This window comes from Azohydromonas lata NBRC 102462 (genome assembly GCF_001571085.1).
Taxonomy (GTDB): domain Bacteria; phylum Pseudomonadota; class Gammaproteobacteria; order Burkholderiales; family Burkholderiaceae_C; genus Azohydromonas; species Azohydromonas lata.
The window spans coordinates 58,067-75,197 of record NZ_BCTC01000002.1; the positions used below are offsets into that span (position 1 = coordinate 58,067).

Here is a 17,131-nt window from a genome sequence, read left to right on the forward strand (position 1 = left end):
GAGCGGATGGCAAGCGAAAACGAAAGAACGCAAGCCACCGCGCAACCCTCAACAGCGACCGACTTTGGAGAACCGCCATGCAAGCTTTCCGCACGACCGCCCTCGTTCTGGCTCTGGGCCTGTCCGCCTTCGGCGCGATGGCCGGTGAGATCGCCGACAGCAACATCAACGCCAGCAACGGCAGCAACCGCGCCACGGGGCTGGGCGCCAGCGCGCTGCAGAACATCGGCGTGGCCGAGCAGAACGGCCGCCTGCGCAACTCCACCATCAACGCCAACGGTGCGCGCAACAGCTCCACCGGCCTGGGCTCCAGCGCGACGCAGAACATCGGCGTGGTGCGCAACAACGGCCAGATCAACAACTCCACGGTCAACGCCACCAACGCCACCAACAGCGCCACGGGCCTGGGCGCCTCGGCCACGCAGTCCATCGGTTTCGCCGTCAACGATGGCCGCATCGAGCGCTCCACCATCACCGCCAACAACGCGACGAACCGCTCCACCGGCCTGGGCTCCAGCGCCACGCAGGAGATCGGCGGCGCGGCCAACAAGGGCGTGCTCAACAACGTCACGGTGGTGGCCAACGGCATGGCCAACAGCTCCACCGGCCTGGGCAGCTCCGCCACGCAGCGCGTGGGGGTGGCGCGCTGAAGGGCCTGTGCCGGCGGTCCGGCCACCGTTGCGCCCGCCACGGGTGCGGCGACGGCCCAAGGGCCGCGGCCGGGCGCCGCGGCCTCATTCCTTGCCTGGAGACACCACATGAACGCTCGCACGCTCAAGGGCCTCGCACTCACCACGCTGCTGGCCGTCGCCTGCGCGCCCGTCCTGGCGGGCGAGGAGAACTTCGACATCGACACGCGCTTTCGCGCCAAGATCGCCAAGGAGAAGGTGCGCCAGGGCGCGCTGGAGCGCGCCGCCGAGGCCCGTGCCGCCAACGTGCCCGGCGAGCCTGACGACACGGCGGGCTGCGGCAGCCAGAACATCGGCAACATCGACACCGGCGGCCGCCCGGGCCGCGCGCCGCGCGAGGTGTTCATCTTCGCGCCCAACGCCATCAACATGGTTTCACGAGGCGGCTGCCGCTGACGGCCCGCTGCCCGTCCGACTCCCCACAGCAACGCGGCTCGCGCCGGACACCCCATCAGCGGGGCGCGCAGGCAAGAAAGCGAATGAGGTCTCCCATGGCATCCCCGTGCACCGCAACGCCCAAGCACCGCCTGGGCCTGGCGCTGGCCGCCGTGGCCGTGCTGGCCGGCTGCTCCACGCTGGACGTCAAGCAGGACACCATCACCGGCACGCAGGCCGCGACCATAGGCCCCGAGCTGCCGCCGTTTCGCACCATCACCGGCTTCTCCGGCGCGCTGCGCTGCATGGACGACCTGCTCATCACCTACGGCGTGCGCGACGTGAGCATGCTGGTCGAGGACATCCTGGACCAGACCAAGAAGGTCAACGCCGGCACGCGCGACATGCTCATCACCGCCGTGTCCGACATGACGCGGCGCAGCCGCGCCATACGCGTCAATGCCTATGGCAAGGACTCGGCCAACGTCATCGGCTTCCTGGCCTCGGCGCAGCGCCAGAGCGTGTACGACGTGATCCCGCAGTACGACATCAAGGGCTCGGTGTCGCAGTTCGACGAGAACGTGATCCGCAAGCAAAAGGACTTCGGCATCGGCTTTGCGCCCTTCATCAACCTGGGCGCGGCCGGCGACGCGGCTTCCAACGTCATGGGGCTGGACCTGAGCGTGCTCAGCACCGAGGACATGTCCATCCTGCCCGGCGTGACCTCTCGCAATTCGGTGGTCATCCTCAAGCACGGCAAGGGCGTGGACGGCGACGCGGCCTATCACAAGTTCGGCGTGAGCTACAGCATGACGCTGAGCAAGGCCGAAGGGCAGTCGCAGGCGCTGCGCGGCCTGGTGGAGCTGGCCGTGGTGGAGCTCATGGGCAAGCTCACCAAGACGCCTTACTGGAGCTGCCTGGGCGCCAGCGCCGCGGACAGCGCCGAGATTCAGCGCGAGGTGTCGGACTGGTACTTCGCCATGGCCGGCAGCCGCGTGGAGCTGATCGCGTGGTTCCAGAACCAGTTGCGCCGCCGCGGCTTCTACGACGGCCCCATAGACGGCGAGTTCAACCCGGCCATCGACGAGGCCATCGCCAACTACCGCGGCGAGCTGGGCCTGGAGAAGAAGTCGCTGCTGGACGAGGCTTTCTTCAAGGCCTACCTCGCGGCCGACCACAACAAGATCAAGGCACCGGACAAGCCGGCCACGTGGATTGCCACGCCCGCACCCGCGCAAGCCCCGGCGCAGCCGCCCGCCAAACTGGGCCTGGCCCTGGAGCCTTCGGCGCCGCAAGGCCGCCTGGCGCGCGGCGAGGCCTTCAGCCTGACCATCAAACCCACGCAGGACGCGCACGTGTACTGCTACTTGCAGGACGACAAGGGGCAGGTGCAGCGCTTCTATCCGAACCGCTTCGCCCGCGACTCGCTGGTGCCCGCGGCGCGCCCGCTGGCGCTGCCCGGCAGCATGCGCTTCCAGCTCGTGGCCAACGAGCGCGGCGCCAGCGAGACGGTGGCCTGCTTCGCCACCGCGCGCGACGTGGCGCAGCAACTGCCGCAGGCGGTGTTGGGCACGGACTTCGAGACGCTGCCCGGGGCCTCGCTGGAGCAGGTGCGCACCGCCTTCACCCAGGCCAGCCAAGGGGCGCTGGCGCAGGAGAGTTTCCATGTCCAACCGAAGTGACCCCCGCGCCGGCCGTTGGGCCGGGGCCTGGCCGGCGCTGGCCGCGCTGGGACTGTTGGGCGCGCTGCTGGCGCCGCCCGCCCACGCCGGGCGCGTGGACGTGGACCGCCAGGCCGTGCCGCCACGGCCCGCCGCCGAGGCGCCGCCCGCCGGCTACCAGTTGCGCTGCTGGCAGTACGGGCAACTGCTGTTCGAGCAGCGCAACGTGGAGCTCGACGGCGAGTCGCTGGACGGCCTGAAGCTGCGCGGCACGGACCGCAAGCGCCGCCCCGTCATCCTCACCGACACCGGCAACGCGACCTGCCTGATCCGCAGCGACGTCGCGCCGGGGCGGCGATGAGCGCGCAGCGCCTCTCCCGCCGCGGCTGCCTGCTGGCCGGCGCCGCCGCGTTGTGGGCTTGCGGATGGCAGCTCGCCGCGGCGGCGCAGCGGTCCTTTGCCGTGCAAGGCTTCGACTCGGTGCTGTGGCGAGGCAGCGGCGAGCTCTTCATTGAGCAGGGCACGCAGGAGAGCCTGAACGTCGAAGCCGAACCGGCCGTGCTGGCGCGTCTGCAGGTCGGGGTGCGCGGCGGGCGGCTGGAGATCGGCTTCCTGCCCGGGCGCGTCGTGACCCAGGCGCCCCTACGGCTGCTTTTGAAGCTGCGCGCGCTGGTCGCGCTGGAGAGCCAGGCCGCGGGCGACTTGCACGTGGGCGCGCTGCAGACGCCCGCGCTGGCGCTGGAGCTGGCCGGCAGCGGCGAGACTCGCATCGCGGCGCTGCGCGCACGCAGCCTGGACGCGCGCCTGGCCGGCTCCGGGCTGCTGGCCATAGACGGCGGCGCGGTGGAGCGCCAGCACGTGCTCATTGCGGGCGCCAGCGGCTACCAGGCCGCGGGCCTGGCCTCGCGGCAGGCCGAGATCGAGATCGCCGGCAGCGGCGACGCCGAGCTGGCCGCCGAGCAGCGGCTGATCGCGCGCATCGCCGGCGCGGGCAACGTGCGCTACCGGGGGCATCCGGTGGTGGAGCAGGACATCAGCGGGGCGGGGACGGTGGAGCAGGGAGGCGCCTGATGCGCCGGCCCTGAAGCCGCTTGCGTGGCGACGCCGGGGTGCCGTGGGAGCGGCACCCCGGCGCGCGCGTTGGCGTGCGGGCATCGCGCCCGGCGGTGCCCTTCAAAACCTTGAACCGCATGGCGGCTCGCGGCAACCCAGCGTCAACCGTTGCCTTTGCGCAAGCCCACCGAAGAAGGACCCGCCATGAAACACCGCCTCATGCTCACCACGCTGGCCCTGGCGCTGGCTTCCGCCACCGCGCTCGTGGCTGAACCCCTGCGTGCGCAGGAGGTGCGGCTTTACGGCGAGCAGGAGGCGGTCGATCCGCAGGACGTGGCCGCCATCCTGGGCGCGCCGCGCAAGATCAAGTACCGCGCGCTGCGGCTGCTGGATGACGCGCCCGCCGCCCCGCAGCAGATGGCGCTGGCCACCACGGGCCAGGCGGACCCTGGTGCCCCTCCCTCCACGGCCGCCGCCACGGTTGCCGCCGCGGCCGATGGCGCCCCCGCGGCGGCGCAAAGCACGTCGGCCCTGGCGCTGCCGGTGCAATTCGCCTTCAACTCCGCCGACCTCCTGCCCGCGGCGCGGCGCCAGCTCGACGCGCTGGCCCAGGGCATCAAGCTGCTCCCGGCCAGCCGCGCGGTGCTGATCGAAGGCCACACCGACGCCGCCGGCTCCCAGGTCTACAACGAGCAGCTCTCGCTGCGGCGCGCGCAGTCGGTGCGGCGCTACCTGGTGGCGCAGTACGGCATAGAGCCGGCGCGGCTGCGCGCGGTGGGCCTGGGCGAGTACGACCCGCTGCCCGGCCGCGACCCGCATGCGCCGCAGAACCGCCGCGTGCAATTCCGCGGCGAGTGAGCCTGCCCGGCACACGCCGTCCACGCGGTTCCCATTCAACAAGGCGGCCTCTACCATGAACCCTCTACCGCTCCCCGTGCCATCGGCGCACTTCCACCATGGACAACGACGAGGTGCTGCGGCTGCTGGCGCGCATAAGCCAGGGCGACGAGGCCGCTTTCCGCGAGCTCTACAGGGCCTTCTCGCGTCGGCTTTATGCCTACGTGATCCGAAAACTCGGTAACGAAGCGCAGGCGGAGGAAATCGTGGCCGACACCCTGTACGAAGTCTGGAAGGCACCGGATCGCTTTCGCGGCGATTCGCTGTTCAGCACCTGGCTCATCGGCATTGCGCGCAACAAGGTGCTCATGGCCTTCCGCTCGCGCAAGCCCGACGCGATCCATGAGGACTTGCAGGACATCGCGGAAGTGGTGGCCAGCGAGGACGCCGGCGCCTTCGAGCTGCTGGCGCAGCGCCAGCGCCGCGAGGGCGTGCAGCACTGCATGGAGCGCCTCACGGACGAGCACCGCGAAGCCATCCACCTCGTGTTCTACGAAGGCATGGCGCTGGCCGAGGTGGCGCAGGTGCAGGACTGCCCCGAGAACACCGTCAAGACCCGGCTCTTTCACGCGCGGCAGAAGCTGCGCAACTGCCTGAAGCTGCTGTTGGAGCGCGAAGGCGGCGGATCCCTCTCAGGAGCAGCGCCATGAACGACCAACGCCTGGAAGAACTGCTGCCGTTCTACGTCAACGGCACGCTGGCCGAGAGCGAGCGCGAGCAGGTGGAGCGCTGGCTGCAGGCCCATCCCGACGCACAGGCCGAGGCGCAGTGGCTGCGCTCGCTGCAGACCCGCGTGCGCGAGGACGTGCCGCCGGTGTCGGCCGAAGTGGGCCTGGAGCGCGCGCTGCGGCGCATTCGCACGGAAGGGCCCGCGCCGCAGGGCGTGCGGCGCGCGGCGGTGCAGCCGGGCCTGTGGGAGCGGCTGCGCGGCGCGCTGGCCTCGCTGGTGCCGCCGTCCATCGTCCGGCCCGCGCTGGCCGGCGCGCTGGCGCTGGTGGCGGTGCAGGGCCTGGTGATCGTGCAGCTCATGGAGCGCCACGAGGACGACAGCACCGAGCTGCGCACGCTGCGCAGCGATGCGGTGCCGCTGGAGCAGGGCCCCTACCTGAAGCTGAACTTCAAGGCCGATGCCCGCGAGGCCGACATCCGCATGCTGCTGGTGGGCATCAACGGCAGCCTGGCCGCCGGGCCGGGGCAGTTGGGCGACTACTACGTGCACGTGCGCGTGCCGGCGCAGCGGCTGGACGCCATCACCGCGCAGCTCAAGGTGAACCCCATCGTGGACGGCGTGGCGGTCGTGGACGGCCTGCCGGCGCGGCAGTGACGCCCCGGACCGGGAGCCGGCACGCGATGCAGCCGCTGCGACGCTCCCTGTGCGGGGCCGCGCTGCTGGCCGCGGCCGGCGTGCGCGCCGTCCCGGCCGAGCCGCCTGAGCGCCGCGTGGCCCTGGTCATAGGCAACAGCGCCTACCGCGTGGGGCCATTGAAAAACCCGACCGCCGACGCGCAGGCCATGGCGCAGGCGCTGCGCGCGCTGAGTTTCGATGTCTCGCTGGTGCAGGACGCGCCGCTGCGCGAGCTCATCGAATCCTTCCGGCGCTTCTCCATGGACTCGCGCGGCGCGGCGGTGCGGCTGATCTTCTACGCCGGCCATGGCCTGCAGGTGAAAGGCCGCAACTACCTGCTGCCCGTGGACAGCGAGATCCGCGCCGAGGACGAGGTGCCGGCCAAGAGCGCCGACCTCAACGAGCTGCTGGAGCGCCTGGGGGCGCTGCCGCAGGGCATCAACATCGTCATCCTGGACGCCTGCCGCAACAACCCGTTCTCCGGCGCCGAGATTCTTGGGCCGGACGGGCGGCGGCTGAAGTTCCGCGGCGCCACGCCGGCCGGGCTGGCGCCGGTGGAGGCGCCGCTGGGCTCCATGGTGGCCTTCTCCACCGCGCCCGGCGGCGTGGCGCTGGACAACCCCAAGGAGCCGCACAGCCTCTACACCAAGCACCTCCTGGGCGTGCTGCAGACGCCGGGGCTGCCCATAGAGATGGTGTTCAAGCAGGTGCGCCTGAGCGTGGCGCGCGAGACCGGCCGCGTGCAGGTGCCCTGGGAAAGCTCCAGCCTGACGGGGGATTTCTGCTTCAAGCCCGGGCCGGGCGGGGGCTGCGCGGTGGTGAGGTGAGGCGCCTCGCGCAGGCCGCGTGGCCCACATGCCCGCCTCGGCGGGCATTCCTTTTGGGGGCCCTCTGAAGACGGCCGTGTGACCTTCTTCACGCGCGAGGCGGGTGCTCGCGGTTCAAGCTTTTGAACCATGAACGGCGGCGCGCGGGCCCGCAACCCAAGGGCATCCAGTCACCGCTTTCAAGGAGCCCTTCATGAACGCCTCGACCATGACCCGCACCGAGCACGCTCAAGCCTCGTTCGAGCTGCGCTACAGCTCGCTGCTGCAGCAGGACCGCGTCTTCGCCTTCCCCTGCGACGAGGCCGGCCATGTGGACATCGACGCGCTGGACGCCCGCACCCGCCTGGACTACTTCTACGCCCGCACCGTCATCGGCCGCGAGTTCGCACGCCCGGTGGTCGCCCCGGTCACGCTGCACTGAGCCGCCGCGTGGCAGCGAACCCGCACCGTTGATCCTGGGCTTGTCCAAGCGCCTGCCGCCCACGTTGGCGGCGAGTCCTTGGACAAGCTCAGGGAGGGCTTTTCAGGTGCCGCCGGTCCCGTCGCCGGGGCCGGCCTGCGGCGCCTGCGCCTGCGCGGCCGGATGGCGGCTCACGTCGAACAGCGGCCGCAGCCGCCCGGGCGGCGTTCCAAGCCGTGGATGTCCGATTCCTTGCTTTCCGGCCGTTGTCAACCTCTGGTCAGGGGCAGCTATACACTGGCCCGTTTTGACAAACGGTAACCGCTGTAATGCTCCAGCGCCCCGACATGCTTTACCCCTCCGGCTCGGTCCTGATGCACCCGACGCTGAAGCTGGAGCGATCCCGGATGTACGGCTTTTTCGTGGCCGGCACCCTGGAGCGGCTGCAGGCCAGCGTGGACGCCACGCTCACGGCCGTGGCCGGCGCCAAGATGCGCTTCAGGGTGTTGTCGCCCTACGTGATGCTCACCTTCACGCAGGTGCGGCACGCGTACTCGGACTGGCCCTCCGACGAGGCCAAGGGCTGGGGCGAGGAAACCGACATCGTCACCTGGGTGCTGGTGGGCCAGTCCGACCACGGCAGCGCCGGCATCGATGCGGTGTACCTGTACCCCTGCCACATCTGGGTGGACGACTGCATGGCGCTCATCAACGGGCGCGAGCTGTACGGCTACCCGAAGTACGAGTGCGCGTGCACCTTGCCGCAGGACGGTGCGCCGGCCACGCGCTTCACGCTGGCGGCCAAGGGCTTCGAGCCGTTCTCGCCCGACACCCGGCTGGCCATGCATCCGCTGCTGGAGGTGCAGGCGGTGGGCGACGTGCCCCCGCCCACGCCGCTGCGGTCGCTGGAAGAGCTCATCGAGCAGGCCATCCAGCTGATGGCCGCGAGCCTGCCCGGCTTCCTGGCGCTGGATGCCCAGGGCTGGGAGAGCGTGGCGCAGGCGCTGCGCTCCAGGAGCGTGGAGCAGATCTTCCTGAAGCAGCTGCCTGACGGCAGCGGCGTGAAGGCGGTGTACCAGGCGCTGGTCACGGCGCCGGCGCAGATCACGGCGCTGCGCCAGGTGCAGCTGCTGCACGGCGAGTACCAGTGCCTGCTGCACCGCTTCGCCAGCTTCCCGCTGGAGCGCTCGCTGGGGTTGCAGCTGGGCGCGCAGCCCGCGCTGCTGCCCTTCTGCCTGGACCTGGATTTCCAGGTGCCGGCCGCGCGCGAGCTCTACGACAACTCCGTCGTGGCGCCGCAGAAGGTGGCCATCCTCGGCGGCGGCGTCTCCGCCATGACGGCCGCCTTCTACCTCAGCGACGAGCCCGGCTGGCAGAGCCGGCGCGAGATCACGGTCTACCAGCAAGGCTGGCGGCTGGGCGGCAAGGGCGCCAGCGGCCGCAACGCCGCCCTGGGCCAGCGCATCGAGGAGCACGGGCTGCACATCTGGTTCGGCTTCTACGACAACGCCTTCAAGACGATACGGCGCGCCTACGAGCTGCTGGAGCGTCCGCCCGGGGCGCCGCTGGCCACCTGGGACGAGGCCTTCAAGCCGCAGCACTTCATCACGCTGTCCGAGAAGGTGGGGGCGCGCTGGGAGATGTGGCCCATAGACACGCCGCCCACGCCGGGCGAGCCGGGCCAGGGGCCGGAACGGGTGGACCTGTGGCGGCTGCTGCTCACCACCTTCGAGTGGATGCGGCAGTGGCTGCACACGCTGCACGCCGAGCATGGCGCGGACAGCGCGGACGGCACGGCGCCGCACGAGGGCGGCTGGCTGCACCGCCTGGCGTTGGCCGCCGGGCATGCCGTGGAGCACCTGGCGCACGACGCCGAGGCCTGCCTGGCCGCGCTGCAGGCCAGCGCGCTGGCGCTGTGCGGGCCGCCGCAGCCCGGCTCGGCGGAGCTGGCGCTGCACCTGGAGGGCCTGGAGGGCGTGCGCCGGCGGCTGCAGCGCGACTTCGGCGACCGCGCCGAGGCCGCCCGCGAGGCCGGCACGGACACGGGCGGCGCCCTGGCCGAGCTGCGCCGCCTCTATGCCTGCGTCGACCTCGCGCTCACGGTGTTCATCGGCTGCCTGCGCGACGGCGTGTTCGTGCACGGCGCGGACGTGATCAACGGCGAGGACTTCCGCGCCTGGCTGCTGCGCAACGGCGCCAACCCGCGCGTCACCGTCGACTCGCCCCTGGTGCGCGGCTGCTACGACCTGGTCTTCGCCTACGAGGACGGCGACGCCGAGCGGCCCAACATCGAGGCCGGCACCATGCTGCGCGGCATGCTGCGCATGGCCTGCGACTACCGCGGCGCCTTCATGTGGAAGATGCAGGCCGGCATGGGCGACGTGGTGTTCGCGCCGCTGTACGAGGTGCTCAAGCGCCGCGGCGTGAAGTTCGCCTTCTTCCACCAGGTCGAGGAGCTGGTGCCCGGTGCCGAGGGCGGCACGGTGGAGGCGATCCGCATCCGGCGCCAGGTCGATCTGGCCCCGGGCGTGGCCGAGTACCAGCCGCTGGTGGAGGTCAAGGGACTGCCCTGCTGGCCCAGCGCGCCCAACCTGGAGCAGCTCGACGCGGCCCAGGCCGCGCTGCTGCAGGACGCGGGCTACGACCTGGAGTCGTACTGGTCGGACTGGGCCGAGCGCAACGAGCGTGTCCTGGGCCGCCCGCTGCCCACGCGCACGCTGCGCCGCGGCGTGGACTTCGACACGGTGGTGTTCGGCGCCTCCGTCGCCTCGCTGCCGGTGCTCGCACCCAAGCTCGTGGCGGCCAGCGAGCCGCTGGCGCGCTGCTGCGGGCAGGTCCGGGCGGTGGCGACGCGGGCCTTCCAGACCTGGCAGGTGGGCGACCTGGCGCAGTTGGGCTGGACCCTGCGCGGCCGCGAGGGCCAGCCGCCCGTGCTCACGGCCTACGCCGAGCCCTTCGACACTTGGGCGCCCATGGACCAGCTGCTGCGCCGCGAGGACTGGCCGCCGCTGGACGGGCCGCGCAACATCGCCTACTTCTGCAGCGTGCTGCCGCAGCAGGCGTACCCCCCCGCGAGCGATCACGGCTTCCCGGCGCGCATGAAGCTCGACGTCAAGGCCGCGGCCATCGCCACGCTGAGCACCGGCATGCAGCCGCTGTGGCCGGCGGTGGCCACCCGGGACGGCTTCGACTGGAACGCGCTCTACGACCCCGCGCAGGGCCAGGGCGAGCAGCGCTTCGAGGCCCAGTACTGGCGCGCCAACGTCGACCCGTCCGAGCGCTACGTGCAGAGCCTGGTGGGCAGCAGCCGCTGGCGCCTGCCCACCGACGGCAGCGGCTTCGCCAACCTCTATCTGACCGGCGACTGGATACGCACCGGCCTCAACGCCGGCTGCGTCGAGGCGGCGGTGATGGCGGGCATGCAAACCTCCCGCGCGCTGTGCGGGCACCCTGCAGTGATTGCCGGTGAGCGCGACGGCTGAACCCGCGCACCGGTACCGGTGCGTGCCGGCCGCCGCGCCAGCGCGGCCCGGGGGCCGCGCTGGTGCTGGCGCTGGCCCTGGCGCTGCTGGCGTGGTGGCTGCCCGGCGCGGCGCGGGCCGCGGTGACCGTGGCCGCCGACCCGGCCCGGCCCCTGGACCTGATGCGCGACGGCCGGCTGTACCTGGCGGGAGAGGGCGGGCCGCCCGCCGATGCGCGGCACCTGGAGGCCTGGCTGGCGGGCCTGCAGCCCGTGGCGCGCATGGACCTGCGCGGCGGGCACTACTGGCTGCACGCGGTGGTGCACAACCCGTCGGCCGTGTCGCAGTGGGTCGTGGACCCGCATGCCAGCCTGGTCGAGCGCATCCGCGTGCGCGTGCTGGTGCCGGGGCAGCCGGCGCAGGACTTCGACAGCGGCTACCTCGCCGCCGACCCCCAGTACCCGCTGCACTACGGCGGCGACGTGAACGTGCCGCCCGGGGCCACGGCGCAGGTGCTGGTGCGCATGGACAGCCCCTACTTCGCCCGCTTTCCCCGCGTGTCGCTGGTGGCCGAAAACGCCTACCGCCATGCCGTGCTGTCGGAGACCGTGCTGGCGCTGACCGCGCTGGGCGCCATCGCCACGCTGGCGCTCTACAACCTGTTCCTGTTCTTCGGCACGCGCGACCGGGCGCTGCTGTACTACTCGCTGTACATGCTGTGCGCGGTCGGGGCCTGGGGCCTGACCTTCCACCTGGGCGCGCAGTGGCTGCACTGGCACGACCTGCACTGGCACTACGTCGGCTTCTTCCTGCTGCCGGTCTTCAACGGGCTGTTCTTCATCGAGTTCCTGCAGCTGCAGCGCGTGTCGCCCGGGCTGGCGCGGGCGACGCGGTTCAACATCGTGCTGTCGCTGGCGCTGCTGCCCAGCTGCTTCCTGGCGCTGCCCTGGGCGCACTCGCTGGCCACGCTGGTGATCTCGATGTCGGTGCTGCTGGCCCTGGCCGCGGGCTGGGTCAGCCTGGCGGCGGGCTTCGCGCCGGCACGCTACTTCCTGGCGGCCTTCCTGGGGCTGGCGCTGCCGGCCAGCATCATCCTGCCGGCCAACGTGGGCCTGATCGACACGCCCGTGGGCAATCCCGAGCTGCTGACGCTGCTGGGCAGCGCCTTCGATGCGGTGATGCTGGCCCTGGCGCTGGCCGACAAGATCCGGCTGCTGGCGCGGCAGAAGGACGAGGTGCTGCAGCGCCTGGACCACGCGCTGGAGCAGACGCGCACCGACCACCTCACCGGCATCCCCAACCGCCATGCCTTCGACACCCTGCTGGACCAGGCCATGGCGGCCGGGCGCTCCCACGAGGAGGTGCACCGGGTGCTGCTGGTGATGATCGACCTCGACGGGCTCAAGCGCATCAACGACCGCGACGGCCACATCCAGGGCGACGCGCTGCTGTGCGAGTTCGCGCGGCTGCTGCGCACGCTCTGCGACGCCCGCACGACGGTGTTCCGTCTGGGCGGCGACGAATTCGCGGTGCTCAGCGAGGTGGACCACGAGGCCCGGCTGCGCGCGGCGCTGCCCGCGCTGGAGGTGCAGCTGCGCGCGGCGGGCTTCCCCGACAGCGGCGTGAGCTGCGGCATGGCCTACGGCCGCGAAACGCGCTCGTCCAACCAGCTCATCTCGCGCGCCGACAGCCGCATGTACGCGCACAAGCTGGGCAAGCGCGGGTCGCGCGAGGCCGGCGAGGGCGCCGCGCCGGCCTATGCGGCGGCGTCCCGCCCGGCGCAGGCCGAGGAGGGTTGAGGCCGGCCGGGGCCGCCCCGGGGAGGCCGGGATGGCTGACAAGCTGTAACCGGACTGGCACCGGTTGCATTCCCGTGGCGTTTGGCTAGGCGCCGGGGGCGGGGAACAATGCCCTCACTCCGATGAATGCCCTGTCCTCAACCGTGCTGTCCCGTGGAAAGGCGGTCCCGGGCGCACCGCTCCCTCCTGTGCTGCCTGCCGCGCCGCTGGATGACGTGGCCGCCGTGGCCGCGCTGGTGTGCGCGGCGCCGCTGGCCGTGATCAGCGTGGCCGACGCGCAGGGCGCGCGCCTGGTGGGCCGCGCCGGGCTGGTGGAGGGCAGCGACTGCCCGCTGTCGCCCGCGCTGCGCGCCCTGGCGCACCAGCACGGCGACCTGCTCGTGGTGGCCGACGTGCGCAGCGACGCCCGGCTGCCCGGCGGCGCCTTCGTCTGCGGCGACCGCGACCTGCGCTTTTGCGCCGCCATGCCCCTGCGGCTGCAGGCCGAGGGCGCCTTGGCCCTGCTGTGCGTGGCCGACCACCGCCCGCGCCTGTTGGACGACACCCACCGCCAGGCGCTGCGCACCCTGGGCGCGCTGGCGGGCATGCAGTTCGAGCTGGGACAGCGCTTGGGCGACCTGGAGCGCGCGCAGGCCTGCGCGTCCGAGAGCGACGCGCGCTTTCGCATCGTGGCGCGCGCCACCGTCGATGCGGTGTGGGACTGGGACCTCGCCAGCGACGAGCTGCGCTGGAACGAGGCCGTGTGCGCGCTCTTCGGCTACGACGCCGAGGCCGTGGAGCCTTCCGTGGCGTGGTGGGCCGCGCACATCCACCCCGAGGACCGCGAGCGCGTGATGGCCGGCATACGCGCCGTGATGGACGGCGGCGGCTCGGCCTGGCGCGACGAGTACCGCTTCCAGCGCGCCGACGGCGGCTGGGCGCTCATCGACGACCGCGGCTACGTCATGCGTGACGCCGCCGGCCGGGCGCTGCGCATGGTGGGCGCCATGCACGACGTCACCGGCCACCGCCGCACCGAGGGCGAGCTGCAGCGCATGCGCAGCTACCTCGAGAACATCATCGACTCCATGCCCTCCGTGCTCGTGGGCGTGGACGCGCAAGGCCTGGTGACGCAGTGGAACGGCTCGGCCGAGCGCGTCAGCGGCATCGCCGCCGCGCAGGCCGTGGGCCGGCCCTTCACCGAGCTGCTGCCCGCCTACGCCGGGCTCATGGACAAGGTGCGCCGCGCCATCGCCGAGCGCGTGCCCGTGCGCGCCGAGCGCCAGGTGGTGGAGCAGGGCGGCGAGACGCGCTTCCTGGACGTCATGACCTACCCGCTCACCGCCAACGGTGCCGTGGGCGCCGTCATCCGCGTGGACGACGTCAGCGAGCGCGTGCGCATCGAGCAGATGATGGTGCAGACCGAAAAGATGATGTCCGTGGGCGGCCTGGCCGCGGGCATGGCGCACGAGATCAACAACCCCCTGGGCGTCATCCTGCAGAGCTGCCAGAACCTGCGCCGCCGCTTGGGGCTGGAGCTGCCGGCCAACCGCCGCGTGGCCGAGGAGGTCGGCCTGGACCTGGACGCGCTGCAGCGCTACCTGGACGCGCGCGGCCTGACCAGCTTCGTCGAGGCCATCCAGGAGGCCGGCGAGCGCGCCGGGCGCATCGTGGCCGACATGCTGGCCTTCAGCCGCCGCGCCGAATCCAGCTTCGCGCCGGAGCGCGTGGACCAGATGCTCGAAGCCGTGGTGCGGCTGGCCGCCAGCGACTACGACCTCAAGAAGCAGTACGACTTCAAGCAGATCGAGGTGGTGCGCCGCTACGCCGAAGGCCTGCCCAGCGTGCCCTGCGCGCGCACGGAGATCGAGCAGGTGCTGCTCAACCTGGTCAAGAACGCCGCGCAGGCCATGGCCGCCGACGCCCGCCGCGCCCCGCGCCTGGTGCTGCGCACCGCGCTGGAGGACGGCGCCGTGCGCGTGGACATCGAGGACAACGGCCCCGGCATCGAGCCCTCGGCGCAGCGGCGCATCTTCGAGCCCTTCTACACGACCAAGCCCGTGGGCATCGGCACGGGGCTGGGCCTGTCGGTGTCCTACTTCATCGTCACCGACCACCACAAGGGCAGCCTGGAGATGGAGTCCACGCCCGGCGAGGGCACCTGCTTCACCCTGCGGCTGCCGCTGCGCCAGGAAGGAGGCCTTGCATGAGCCCTGAGGCGCCGGTGCCGCGCGTGCTGGTGGTGGACGACGAGCCCGTCATCGCGCTGTGCGTGCAGGCCTTCCTGGAGGACGACGGCATGCTCGTCACCACGGTGCGCTCCGGCGAGGAGGCGCTGGCGCGCGTGGGCGCGGGCGACCGCTTCGACGTTTGCATCATGGACGTGCGCCTGCCCGGCATGGACGGTGCCACTGCCGTGGCGCGGCTGGCCGCGCTGTGCCCCGCGCTGCGCTTTGCCATGCACACCGGCTCGGCCGAGTACACGCTGCCGGACGAGCTGGAGGAGCTGGGCGACATCCCGCTGCTGCACAAGCCGCTGCGCGACATGTCGCCGCTGGCGGCCACGGTGCGCCGCCTGGCCGGCGCGGGCGCATCGGCCAGGGCCGGCCGGCGGCCCTGACACGGCCGGCACCGCGACGCTTGCCCAGGGCCTCCCAATTGCTTCGCGCCTTGCCATGACCCGCATCCTCTCCATCGACGACGACACCGGCATACGCCGCAGCCTGGCCGCCTACCTGGAAGACAACGGCCACGAGGTGCTGGAGGCCGCCGACGGCCGCGCCGGGCTGGAGGTGTTCGAGCGCCGGGGGGCCGACCTCGTGCTGTGCGACCTGGGCCTGCCGGACATGAACGGGCTGGAGGTGGTGGCCGCGCTGCATGCGCGCGCGCCGGACACGCCCGTCATCGTCATCTCCGGGCTGTCGCTGGTGGGCGAGGCCGTGCAGGCGCTCAAGCTCGGCGCCTGGGACTACATCACCAAGCCCATCGCCGACTTCGCCGTGCTCGACAGTGCCATCGCCCACGCGCTGGACCGTGCCGGCCTCATTCGCCAGAACCGCGACTACCAGTCGCGGCTGGAGGCCATGAACCGCCAGCTCGCCCACACCCTGCGCCAGTTGCAGGACGACGAGGAGGCCGCCCGCAACCTGCAGCAGCGGCTGCTGCCGCCGGACGGCCTGGCCTTCGGCGACTACCGCTTCACGCGGCGGCTGCTGCCCTCGGCCTACCTCTCCGGCGACTTCATCGACTACTTCCCGCTGGACGAGCACCGCATCGGCTTTTACCTGGCCGACGTCGCCGGCCACGGCGCGGCCTCGGCCTTCGTGTCGGTCATCCTGAAGACGCTGGTTGGGCGCTACCTGCGCTCGCACGCGCGCGAGCGCGACCCGACCATCCTGCACCCCGCGCTGGCGCTGTCGCACATCAACCGCGACCTGTGCGGCGAGGAGCTGGACAAGCACGCCACCATGCTCTACGGCGTCATCGACCGGCGCGAGCACACGCTGTGCTGGTGCAACGCGGGGCACTTCCCGTATCCCATCCTGCACGACGGGGCGCAGGCGCGTTTCCTGTCGCATCCGGGGCGGCCGCTGGGCCTCTTCGAGAACGCGCGCTACCAGGACCATTGCCTGAGCCTGCCGCAGCACTGCCGGCTGCTGGTGATGTCCGACGGCGTGCTGGAGCTGCTGCCGCCGGCGCAATCGGCCGGCCGCGCCGAGGCGCTGCTGCCGCAGGTGGCCGAGGCCGACGGCGACATCGCGCAGCTCATGCAGCGGCTGGGCATGGAGCAGCAGGCCCGCCGCATCGACGACATTGCCTTGCTGGAGATCGAGCACCATGCCTGAGGGACGAATCCTGCATGCCGAGCGCGACGGCATCCACGTGCTGCGCCTGCTGGGCGAAGTGCGCTACCCGCTGGCCCCGGCGCTGGACGCGTGGCTGCGCCGGCTGTTCGAGGGCGAGGCGCCGCGCGGCTTCGTCATCGACCTGGCCCAAACGCAGGCCATAGACAGCACGCACCTGGGGCTGCTGGCGCGCGTGGCCAAGCGGCTGCGCCAGGCGGGCGCGCCGCGGGCCGTCATCGTCACCGGCCGCCCCGACATCACCGAGGTGCTGCTGAGCATGGGGTTCGACGAGGAATTCCAGCTCGTCGACGCCCAGGGCCGGCCGGCCGCCGCCGCGCTGGGCGGTGAGGGTGAAACCGTGGCCGAGGACAGCGGCGACGACGCCGACGACCACGCGATGGCCGACACCGTGCTGGACGCGCACCGCGCCCTCATGGAGCTCAACGAACGCAACCGCGAACAGTTCGCCGACGTGGTCGCCGCGCTGGAAATGGACCAGGCGCAGCGCGGGGAGAAACTGGTCTGAGGGCAGGGCGCAAGGCGCAAGGCGCAAGGCGCAAGGCGCAAGGCGCAAGGCGCAAGGCGCAAGGCGCAAGGCGCAAGGCGCAAGGCGCAAGGCGCGTAACGGCATCCCGTAAGCCAAGGCGCTTCGCCTTTTACTTCGTCATTCCCGCGAAGGCGGGAATCCAGGAGGCCCCCAAGCCGGCCGCCAGCTCATGGGGCGGCGTCACGAGGTCTTGAACCGCGGCGTTCCTGCCTTGTCTCTTCGCTCCGGCGTGGGGCCGCCTGGATTCCCGCCT

The 17,131-nt window shown here is 72.0% G+C and carries 16 protein-coding genes; all 16 read left to right on the plus strand.

Annotated elements, in window-relative coordinates; all coding sequences use genetic code 11:
- Positions 1 to 77 precede the first annotated feature (77 nt).
- The 16 genes from ALA01S_RS01260 (at position 78) to ALA01S_RS01335 (ending at position 16,857) form a co-directional block, all read left to right on the plus strand.
- Positions 78 to 650, plus strand: coding sequence for a hypothetical protein (locus tag ALA01S_RS01260; RefSeq protein WP_066330923.1), 573 nt, complete (start codon positions 78 to 80; stop codon positions 648 to 650).
- A 108-nt stretch (positions 651 to 758) separates the two neighbouring features.
- Positions 759 to 1,085 (plus strand): hypothetical protein, encoded by a 327-nt coding sequence (locus ALA01S_RS01265; protein WP_066330926.1) that lies wholly within the window; start codon positions 759 to 761, stop codon positions 1,083 to 1,085.
- Positions 1,086 to 1,180: 95 nt separating this feature from the next.
- Positions 1,181 to 2,746: a DUF4384 domain-containing protein gene (locus tag ALA01S_RS01270; protein ID WP_066330929.1), complete on the plus strand. Its 1,566-nt coding sequence runs from the start codon at positions 1,181 to 1,183 to the stop codon at positions 2,744 to 2,746.
- The gene (locus tag ALA01S_RS01275; RefSeq protein ID WP_066330932.1) at positions 2,730 to 3,086 is read left to right on the plus strand and encodes a hypothetical protein; all 357 of its coding nucleotides are present in this window, start codon (positions 2,730 to 2,732) and stop codon (positions 3,084 to 3,086) included. Before ALA01S_RS01270 ends, ALA01S_RS01275 begins: the two co-directional genes overlap by 17 nt.
- The gene (locus tag ALA01S_RS01280) at positions 3,083 to 3,796 is read left to right on the plus strand and encodes a GIN domain-containing protein (protein WP_066330935.1); all 714 of its coding nucleotides are present in this window, start codon (positions 3,083 to 3,085) and stop codon (positions 3,794 to 3,796) included. Before ALA01S_RS01275 ends, ALA01S_RS01280 begins: the two co-directional genes overlap by 4 nt.
- A 186-nt stretch (positions 3,797 to 3,982) precedes the next feature.
- Positions 3,983 to 4,636, plus strand: coding sequence for an OmpA family protein (locus tag ALA01S_RS01285; protein ID WP_157118692.1), 654 nt, complete (start codon positions 3,983 to 3,985; stop codon positions 4,634 to 4,636).
- A 98-nt stretch (positions 4,637 to 4,734) separates the two neighbouring features.
- On the plus strand, positions 4,735 to 5,325 hold the full coding sequence (locus tag ALA01S_RS01290) for an RNA polymerase sigma factor (RefSeq protein WP_066330940.1): 591 nt from the start codon (positions 4,735 to 4,737) through the stop codon (positions 5,323 to 5,325).
- Positions 5,322 to 5,999, plus strand: coding sequence for an anti-sigma factor family protein (locus ALA01S_RS01295; protein ID WP_066330942.1), 678 nt, complete (start codon positions 5,322 to 5,324; stop codon positions 5,997 to 5,999). Before ALA01S_RS01290 ends, ALA01S_RS01295 begins: the two co-directional genes overlap by 4 nt.
- Before the next feature lie 26 nt (positions 6,000 to 6,025).
- Positions 6,026 to 6,847 (plus strand): caspase family protein, encoded by an 822-nt coding sequence (locus ALA01S_RS01300; RefSeq protein WP_066330946.1) that lies wholly within the window; start codon positions 6,026 to 6,028, stop codon positions 6,845 to 6,847.
- Between the two features lie 193 nt (positions 6,848 to 7,040).
- Positions 7,041 to 7,268, plus strand: coding sequence for a hypothetical protein (locus tag ALA01S_RS01305; protein ID WP_066330947.1), 228 nt, complete (start codon positions 7,041 to 7,043; stop codon positions 7,266 to 7,268).
- Between the two features lie 326 nt (positions 7,269 to 7,594).
- On the plus strand, positions 7,595 to 10,729 hold the full coding sequence (locus ALA01S_RS01310; RefSeq protein ID WP_238455654.1) for an NAD(P)-binding protein: 3,135 nt from the start codon (positions 7,595 to 7,597) through the stop codon (positions 10,727 to 10,729).
- A gap of 62 nt (positions 10,730 to 10,791) precedes the next feature.
- Positions 10,792 to 12,507 carry a GGDEF domain-containing protein gene (locus ALA01S_RS01315; protein WP_066330952.1) on the plus strand — a complete coding sequence of 572 codons (1,716 nt, stop codon included), beginning with the start codon at positions 10,792 to 10,794 and terminating at the stop codon, positions 12,505 to 12,507.
- Between the two features lie 188 nt (positions 12,508 to 12,695).
- Positions 12,696 to 14,696 (plus strand): PAS domain S-box protein, encoded by a 2,001-nt coding sequence (locus tag ALA01S_RS01320; protein ID WP_066330953.1) that lies wholly within the window; start codon positions 12,696 to 12,698, stop codon positions 14,694 to 14,696.
- Positions 14,693 to 15,106 (plus strand): response regulator, encoded by a 414-nt coding sequence (locus ALA01S_RS01325; protein WP_066330954.1) that lies wholly within the window; start codon positions 14,693 to 14,695, stop codon positions 15,104 to 15,106. The genes ALA01S_RS01320 and ALA01S_RS01325 overlap by 4 nt, the downstream gene beginning before the upstream one ends.
- A gap of 55 nt (positions 15,107 to 15,161) precedes the next feature.
- Entirely contained in the window at positions 15,162 to 16,331 is a 1,170-nt protein-coding gene (locus ALA01S_RS01330) for a PP2C family protein-serine/threonine phosphatase (RefSeq protein WP_066330956.1), read from the plus strand.
- Positions 16,324 to 16,857 (plus strand): STAS domain-containing protein, encoded by a 534-nt coding sequence (locus ALA01S_RS01335; RefSeq protein ID WP_066330964.1) that lies wholly within the window; start codon positions 16,324 to 16,326, stop codon positions 16,855 to 16,857. The genes ALA01S_RS01330 and ALA01S_RS01335 overlap by 8 nt, the downstream gene beginning before the upstream one ends.
- Positions 16,858 to 17,131: the final 274 nt, after the last annotated feature.

Coding starts and splice junctions, on each gene's coding strand:
- ALA01S_RS01260 (WP_066330923.1), top strand. CDS start 78: ATGCAAGCTTTCCGCACGACCGCCCTCGTTCTGGCTCTGGGCCTGTCC.
- ALA01S_RS01265 (WP_066330926.1), top strand. CDS start 759: ATGAACGCTCGCACGCTCAAGGGCCTCGCACTCACCACGCTGCTGGCC.
- ALA01S_RS01270 (WP_066330929.1), top strand. CDS start 1,181: ATGGCATCCCCGTGCACCGCAACGCCCAAGCACCGCCTGGGCCTGGCG.
- ALA01S_RS01275 (WP_066330932.1), top strand. CDS start 2,730: ATGTCCAACCGAAGTGACCCCCGCGCCGGCCGTTGGGCCGGGGCCTGG.
- ALA01S_RS01280 (WP_066330935.1), top strand. CDS start 3,083: ATGAGCGCGCAGCGCCTCTCCCGCCGCGGCTGCCTGCTGGCCGGCGCC.
- ALA01S_RS01285 (WP_157118692.1), top strand. CDS start 3,983: ATGAAACACCGCCTCATGCTCACCACGCTGGCCCTGGCGCTGGCTTCC.
- ALA01S_RS01290 (WP_066330940.1), top strand. CDS start 4,735: ATGGACAACGACGAGGTGCTGCGGCTGCTGGCGCGCATAAGCCAGGGC.
- ALA01S_RS01295 (WP_066330942.1), top strand. CDS start 5,322: ATGAACGACCAACGCCTGGAAGAACTGCTGCCGTTCTACGTCAACGGC.
- ALA01S_RS01300 (WP_066330946.1), top strand. CDS start 6,026: ATGCAGCCGCTGCGACGCTCCCTGTGCGGGGCCGCGCTGCTGGCCGCG.
- ALA01S_RS01305 (WP_066330947.1), top strand. CDS start 7,041: ATGAACGCCTCGACCATGACCCGCACCGAGCACGCTCAAGCCTCGTTC.
- ALA01S_RS01310 (WP_238455654.1), top strand. CDS start 7,595: ATGCTTTACCCCTCCGGCTCGGTCCTGATGCACCCGACGCTGAAGCTG.
- ALA01S_RS01325 (WP_066330954.1), top strand. CDS start 14,693: ATGAGCCCTGAGGCGCCGGTGCCGCGCGTGCTGGTGGTGGACGACGAG.
- ALA01S_RS01330 (WP_066330956.1), top strand. CDS start 15,162: ATGACCCGCATCCTCTCCATCGACGACGACACCGGCATACGCCGCAGC.
- ALA01S_RS01335 (WP_066330964.1), top strand. CDS start 16,324: ATGCCTGAGGGACGAATCCTGCATGCCGAGCGCGACGGCATCCACGTG.